A 7,217-nucleotide genomic window follows, 5' to 3' on the forward strand; every position below is an offset into this window, starting at 1 on the left:
TCATTCTCCATCATTAAGCGTTGGTTTTCTTTGCGCAATCTCATTAACTCGTTCTCTTCCTCTGTACGATTATCTTTCGCAGAAAAGGATCCAGTTTCTTGATGATTTTTAATCCAACGATCTAATGAGGATGGTGTGATTTCATACTCTCGGCAGATATCCGCACGGGACTTTCCATTTTCATATAGCTTTACTAATTGAAGTTTAAATTCGGCTGTAAAAGTTCTACGTTGGCGCGGCATTGTACCAAGCTCCTTTAGGTTAGTATGTTTAGTGTACTAGCCCTTATAAATTCTGTCCAACTTAGTGTAGCCGATTCAACATTTCCACCAGCTGTTCATAAAGTGCAGTCAGATGTAGTTGTATTAAGATTGAAAGCTATTAAGCTCTAGAACAAGTTAGCAAGGAAAAAATCAATAATATCAAGATAATTATTTAAAACTTTTTGCCTATACAATCTACCTAATCTCTATTTTACAATTAAAGGATGTGGATAATGGTAACAAACTGGATGTAATAGTTATTATATCCTTAGAAAAGAGAGGCAGAAAAATGAAGATACTAAACGCATCTAGTTTGCGTGGTACAATGGAACAAAGAGCGCAGCATTACGATAAGCTTAGCAATCAGTTTGCCGCTTTGCGGAAAGCTTTTCAAGAGATTATTGATTTAGACGATTTCGAAGGAAGAGGTGCTGAAGCGATTAAAGCTTTTTACCAAGGTCAAATAGAAGTTATAGAAGCGTGGCAGAGGCTGTTTGACAGACAAGTCGCTTTTTTCGAAAGCGTTAGCAGAAAGCTCAGCGAAAAGGATTTAGGAGGCAGCACAAAAGTAGATACAGCCTTCCTTTCAGAAGACCTTGTCCAAAAGGAACGCCAGGCAGATGAGATGATTACCGAGCAACGAAGCGCCTTGGAAACTATCTTTCGGGATATAGATGATCTTATTTCATTAGATGCTTTTTCCCGCAGGTCCTTCGACGATTTAATGATGGACGCAAGCAAGAAGCGGACAAAAACTATCGAGGCAGTTGAAGATATAGACCAAGAGCTCAAAGAGGAGTATCTTTCTTCTTAAGGGGAAGAAGTCTATGCTATCCAGTTATTAGGTGCCTTAGTAGGCGCAACAAAACAAGGAAGCAGCATCTCCCCTATCCATTTCGATGCAGACACCTATCACTCCAGTGATGTCTACAAGCTAAAAGGAGAAGCAGAAGCTGCCACTTTAGGCTACATTACATATAAAAAAGAAGAGCAAGAAGCAAGAGAAATTGCCAAACGGCCAGCATCAGAAAAAGTTTGGGATAGAATAAAGAGTTTTGTCGGCGAATTCACTGGCTACTATGATTACAAGCGGGCAGTCGAAGGAGTCGATCCTGTCACAGGTGAAAAGATGTCAGGTTCTCAAAAGGTCACCTCCGCAGTTATGGCGGCAGCAGGCTTTATACCAATAGTCGGCTGGGCAGGAAGAGCCATCAAAGGTGGAAAAGGCATCTATTCGGCAGCGAAAGGAATCAGTGCTGCTGAACAGGCAATGAATACCTATAAAAATGTTCAAGCATTCTCGTCCCTTGAAAAAACCGAAATGGGAATCTACGGCCTCCTATCCGCCAATGGTCTGTCCGAATACGTGACAGGCAAAGATATGTTCGGAAACGAAATTACAGAAGAACAACGGCAAGCAAGTCTATCTCAGAGCATCTTTGCTGGTATGCCTTTCGTTCCAGGTATAGCAAAGAACGCAACTCAAATCGGGCAAGAAGCTATCAACGTGACTGCCCAGATTACAAGGCAAGGTAGAGATGTGACTAAAGGTTGGATGGATGAACTTGGACAAAGTCTTGGGAGCTATCCTAAACTAATGACAGCCAACGGAATTGCTCCTATGAGTGATTTTATGAAGACTGTAAACAAAGAGGAAGTAAAATCAGTTAGCCATGAAAAGGAAGAAATACTTAGTATGCTTTCTGGCCGTAATTATAATAGTGAGGAAATAAGTAAGTATAATAATAAAACGATGGAACATATATTTCATGGGGAAATTAATAGGCGTGACAAAGCAGTAGGATATCACCATGAAAGTATGATGGGTGGTAAAATAATACCTGAAACAGAAACATTACCAGATATTAATGGGGTTTATAGAGCTAATGTAGAAATTAGTGGTATTAGAAAAATTGCAAAATCTAGTTTTTTCCCAAAAGATTGGGATCGTGTACAAGTTTTAGAAGCTATTAGTGAAGCTTTCGAAAATAAAAGGCAGATTGGCAATAATAAATATTCTGGCACAAGTAGCTCTGGTATTACAATTGAGATGTATTTAAATAGTGACGGTTCAATAGCAACCGCATATCCAATTTATAGAGGAGTTTAACATGAAATATTTAAATAGTTTTTACAGAGATCATCTTAATATGCTCAGAATAAAATTAACAGAGGATGTTCAATTATTTTCAGATTTTATAGAAGATATTTCGACAGTACAGGAAATAGATGAGTACATCGAAGAAATTGATAAAGTTTTAAATGGAATATATGAAGATTTTGAAATTCAATTAAATGCTACAGGGGTTTTCATCAGAAAAGATTTTACCATCGTTGAACATTTTTTTAGTAATAGTGATGAAAATAAGAATGAAATGGAAACTGAGCAGTTTAAAAGTCTTCTTTTATTATGGAAAACTAAACTACCTGAGAGGTTTTTATAGTTATTATTGAATTAGAATAAGTGATAAGGTATATTTCATTGGAGATTCTAGACATCTGTGGACATCCTTTGGTGCGTACATACCTATTTATCCAACTTTTTAAATTGAACCGAAGGTTGGCTAGTTTCTTGCGCTCATTTTCTTCGTAAATAGCTTGATTGTCTTTTCTCTCTAATCAAATCTTTGAAGTGAAACAAGTTAGATAGCAATATTGAGAAAATTAAGAGATAAGTGTTTGTTTATTGAGGGAGTTTAGTGTAATAAGAAATATAGTATTATTAAGAGAATTAGGATGCTATTCGAAAGTGAATGAGTTAGAGTTATGGGATATAGCTACATTGAATTTCTGAAAGATCTAAAGATGGGTCGAGAAATTCATTTTATTTATAAGGAAGAAAATTACTACATAGGCGAACTGAATTTTTGGAGATTTTACGATGAAGCTAGCGAAATAGAAGGAGAAGATTTTAACGATTTACTTCAAAAGGTTAAATTAGATGGAAAAAGCATAATGGAGTTATGGGATAGAATTGAGATTGAAACTATTTTTTAAAATCTGCCTGGCTAGTCTAAAAACTAAACTATTTATTATAAGGTACTAAACTGGCAGAAACCCAATAGAAGTTGAATTAATCAGGAGAAGTGAACTATGAAAAAACATTGTTGTGAAGATATGGATTATCATGCAAATTTTAAGTGTGATATTCATGATGATCCCTTTGAATGTCCAGATAAAATAATCATTTATGATAAACAAGACAATGATTACGGATTGGTAATTCATGATGGGGGTTCTTCTAGTATAAGCATAAATTTTTGTCCGTGGTGTAGTACAAAATTATAGTTTTTATGTTTATTAACAAAGCTTCCTATAAGCGGTTTTGTTGTTTTTATTTCTAAGGAAGCATTTTTAAATGAAAAAACTAACTTATGGAAGAAACAGGGCAGATAGTGACATAAGGTTACAGACTAATTTGTTGGTATAATTAAAAAAATGAATATTTTAGAAGGTGCTTGATAAGGTTTTTTAAAAAGAAAAGTTTTATGTATGTGCTGTTTGTGGTTATGACAGATTACGAGGTCCTTTATATAACAAAGATTGGCAACCTGATGTAAGCCTAATTTGTGGCTGCTGCGGGTTTCATCCTGGATATGACGATGTTGAATTAGGATATTCATTTGAGACTTATCGTAAAGAATGGATACAAAATGGAAAGGAATGGTTTAGAGAAGAAGAAAAACCAGAAAATTGGGATCTATATAATTTATCGATAGAGTAATGGAAGGGTATTTATGTAAAAAGAACTTTATTTCCTGTTTGGATAAAGGTCTCTTTAGTATGAAAGGGTTGAATATAATGGAAATTTGGGATGGCGAATCAAAACAATACAGATTGAATGATTTGTCAGAAGAAGATATACATTTGGCAGAAGAGCAGTTTGGTGTTAAATTACCTGATGATTATTTAAAATTATTAAAAAAACAAAACGGTGGAACACTTATATATAATGCACTGCCTATAGCTTTAAATAGGTGGGATGGAGATGACTTCTTAGAAATAGATAATCTTCGTGGAATAAAAAGGGATAATGCAAACAGATTATTTCAAACAGGAGTGGGGAATTAGTAAGAGTAATATTATTTTAATCAGCGGGGATGGTCATACTTGGATTGCCCTCGACTATAATCATGGTGATAAACCAAAAGTTATATTTATAGAGTCTGATGAGGATAAAATTACTCCGATTTATCATTCTTTTAAAGAAATGCTGGACCACTTATACATACATGAGCATGATGAAGAGGAAGGCTTAAGAACAACTCCACTTCCAACAATTGAGGATGCTAGAAAGTTAATTAATAGTAACGAAATGGATGATATTATAGACGGTATTCATTTATTTGATTCATTTATATATGATAAAAGTATTCATGAGGAATATTTTCGATATTTATTGAATTTTATAAAAAGTGGAAATGAAGATTTAAAAGATCGTGCAGTAGAAGCGGTATGGAGAGCAGTAACTGCACAATACGTAATAGATAAATCTTTAATTCAGAAAGTTATTGTTGAGATTAAAAATGATAAAGATCCGACCATTCAATATTTTTTTGAAGAAATAGAAGAAACTGTAAAATTTATTTGATGTTAAGGGCTTTACTTAAATAGAAAATGCAATAGATGATGAATTCGGGACGATTAAGGCTTTAACTTGGCTTGGCAGGCTTAATACATAAGGAAAACATGTTTGTAAAGTGATAAGAATTTAGTTTTTTTTAAATAAGCAGCCAATTGGCTGCTTATTTAATTATTTAAACCTTTTCAAACCCCATTATGGACATGCCAAAAAGACATCCTTCACAAAGATGTATTGTATCATTTATATCTTCTTTATTATCAAATGGTGCACAAAGCTTTAACTGCTCACAACTATCACAAGTTATTTTGGTATCGAAATAGGTATATAATCTTTGTTCATAAGACAACTATTCATCACTTCATCTCTAAGTATTATTTAAAATAAAATAATAACATATATATAATAGTATGTAATGAAATTAATCAGCGATCAGTAGTCATGGAAAAAATACTTAAAGATTGAAATTAAACTAAAAATATAGTCTCGAATTTAGAATTATTTTTTTATGTTACTAAAGTGGCAGCATTCCTTTAATAAATGAAAACTAGCTTATGTTAGAAACAGAGCAGCATTGTAAAAGAAGGAATAAAAGAAGGAATATAAAATAGGCACTTACAATGGATTGATTAGTCTGGTACAATTGTTATGCTACTTTTTACCAACTGTTTTATTGTAATAGCTTTAATTCATGGAGAGTGAAGTAATGAAAAGGTTTTTAACTGCAACACTATCTGTTGTTTTATTTGCAATATTATATTCTTGTGTTTTCTATGTACCCGATTTTGGTTTCTTTTGGTCCATTTTATTTGCTTCTATTTTTGCAGGACCTATTTATTACCTTATAGGAATACCGATATCACTTCTTATTGATATTGGCATGGAAAACATAGTAATAGAATCAAAAAAGGCAAAATATTTTCTCGTTTTGGGAATGTATTCAATAGCTGGTATTTTTGCTGGTGTTATATTTTTCATTATTTGGACTCAGTCTTTTCTTATAAAGGATGCCATTATATTTTCAATAATTGGAATCATTGCATCAAATATTTATTTTCATTTATCATTGTTGTTATCTAAAGTAAGATTAAAACCTATAGAACATTTATAATGGAGGCAGCTACAATTATGTGGCTGTTTTACGTAATTAGGGGAGCATACCTTTATAAATCCCCTATGGACTAACCAAGTTTGTTAAGAATTACACTTAAATAAACGGGGGCATTTCTTCTATATGTTTTATTAATTAAGTATAGTTTATAAATTACTAGTAAATACTGATTGATAAAAAGATAGGAAAGATGAATATGATTTTATCTGAAGCTTGGCAATTATATAAAGCAGATAAACAAATTCAAGGATACTCTTCCCAGACATTGAAAGCTTATAAGATTCAATCTGCCTTGTTCATAAATCACTTAGGTAATGTTGAGATAGAAGAAATTACAACGGAAACTATCAAACTGTATCGGAGAAGTTGGGAGTGATTTAAAAGCATCTAGTTTATGTCATCGTATTCGTTTTATTAAGTCGTTATTCAGATGGGCGCAAGAAGAAAAATATATTACTTTTAATCCAAGTACGGCAATAAAAGAACCTAAATTAGAGAGTAAAATTCCAAAGTTTTTAACGGAGGAAGAAATAGAGCTTACAAGAGAAGCATGCCTCAGTCCCTTTGAAAAAGCGTTATTTGAATTTATGTATTCTACTGGTTGCAGAATAGGAGAAATAGTAAACTTAGATCGAAGTTCTATCAACTTCTCCGAGCAATCCGTTATTGTATTTGGTAAAGGGAAAAAGGAAAGAGAAGTTTATTTTAATACTCGATGTAGTATTTGGCTAAAAAGATATATAGAAAACCGAACAGATAGTGAAAAAGCTCTATTTGTAACGTTCCGAGCTCCACATCGAATGAGCATTGCACAGATGAGATATGTCATTAAGCAGATATCCAGAAGAGCTAATATTAATAAGTGTATACATCCACATCAGTTAAGACATAGTTACGCCACCACTTTAATTAACAATGGAGCACCATTAGAAGTTATTCAAAATTTAATGGGCCATGAAAAAAGTGAAACTACTAGGATGTATGCTTATTTAAGTGGTCAATTAAGACGTGAACTTTATAATAAGTATTTCTAAAAGAACTGTAGGGAATTTACAGTTCTTTTTTTACGTTGTGAGAAATAATTGAATAAAAAATGGAATACAAGTAACTTTTTACAAAAAATATAGTCTAACATACTAAACCAGCTAATAGTTTGTCAATATTTTTCATTAAATACTAAAAATATTTCATGTTATACTAAAAAAGGGTATACCAAATAACCTTCCTACTTCTCATAATTGGAAGGTTTTACGTTATTTAG

The 7,217-nt window shown here is 32.9% G+C and carries 9 protein-coding genes and 1 pseudogene; 9 read left to right on the plus strand and 1 reads right to left on the minus strand.

Features of this window, described 5'->3' with window-relative positions; genetic code table 11:
• The coding region (locus tag M3600_RS27710) for a transposase (RefSeq protein WP_251648413.1) at positions 1-242 on the minus strand (242 nt) is incomplete at its 3' end.
• A gap of 310 nt (positions 243-552) precedes the next feature.
• On the opposite strand from M3600_RS27710, the gene M3600_RS27715 reads away from it, so the two are divergent.
• The 9 genes and pseudogenes from M3600_RS27715 (at position 553) to M3600_RS27750 (ending at position 6,990) form a co-directional block, all read left to right on the plus strand.
• Positions 553-1,077, plus strand: coding sequence for a T7SS effector LXG polymorphic toxin (locus tag M3600_RS27715; protein ID WP_251648415.1), 525 nt, complete (start codon positions 553-555; stop codon positions 1,075-1,077).
• 192 nt (positions 1,078-1,269) lie between these two features.
• Positions 1,270-2,373 carry an EndoU domain-containing protein gene (locus M3600_RS29300; RefSeq protein WP_311315990.1) on the plus strand — a complete coding sequence of 368 codons (1,104 nt, stop codon included), beginning with the start codon at positions 1,270-1,272 and terminating at the stop codon, positions 2,371-2,373.
• A 1-nt stretch (position 2,374) separates the two neighbouring features.
• Complete coding sequence (locus M3600_RS27725; protein WP_251648417.1) at positions 2,375-2,707, plus strand: tRNA-Val4; 333 nt, start codon at positions 2,375-2,377, stop codon at positions 2,705-2,707.
• Between the two features lie 361 nt (positions 2,708-3,068).
• The gene (locus M3600_RS27730) at positions 3,069-3,260 is read left to right on the plus strand and encodes a hypothetical protein (RefSeq protein WP_251648419.1); all 192 of its coding nucleotides are present in this window, start codon (positions 3,069-3,071) and stop codon (positions 3,258-3,260) included.
• A 96-nt stretch (positions 3,261-3,356) separates the two neighbouring features.
• A complete protein-coding gene (locus tag M3600_RS29480) occupies positions 3,357-3,551 on the plus strand; it encodes a DUF6980 family protein (protein ID WP_396953855.1) in 195 nt (64 codons plus the stop codon).
• 513 nt (positions 3,552-4,064) lie between these two features.
• On the plus strand, positions 4,065-4,334 hold the full coding sequence (locus M3600_RS27735; RefSeq protein ID WP_251648421.1) for an SMI1/KNR4 family protein: 270 nt from the start codon (positions 4,065-4,067) through the stop codon (positions 4,332-4,334).
• Positions 4,297-4,854, plus strand: a complete 558-nt coding sequence (locus M3600_RS27740) for an SMI1/KNR4 family protein (RefSeq protein ID WP_251648423.1) — start codon at positions 4,297-4,299, stop codon at positions 4,852-4,854. Before M3600_RS27735 ends, M3600_RS27740 begins: the two co-directional genes overlap by 38 nt.
• Positions 4,855-5,551: 697 nt before the next feature.
• A complete protein-coding gene (locus M3600_RS27745) occupies positions 5,552-5,956 on the plus strand; it encodes a hypothetical protein (protein ID WP_233317899.1) in 405 nt (134 codons plus the stop codon).
• A gap of 196 nt (positions 5,957-6,152) precedes the next feature.
• Positions 6,153-6,990 (plus strand): annotated as a pseudogene (locus M3600_RS27750) (tyrosine-type recombinase/integrase).
• The last annotated feature ends 227 nt before the right edge of the window (positions 6,991-7,217 follow it).

Source organism: Niallia sp. MER 6 (genome assembly GCF_023714395.1).
Taxonomy (GTDB): Bacteria; Bacillota; Bacilli; order Bacillales; family Cytobacillaceae; genus Niallia.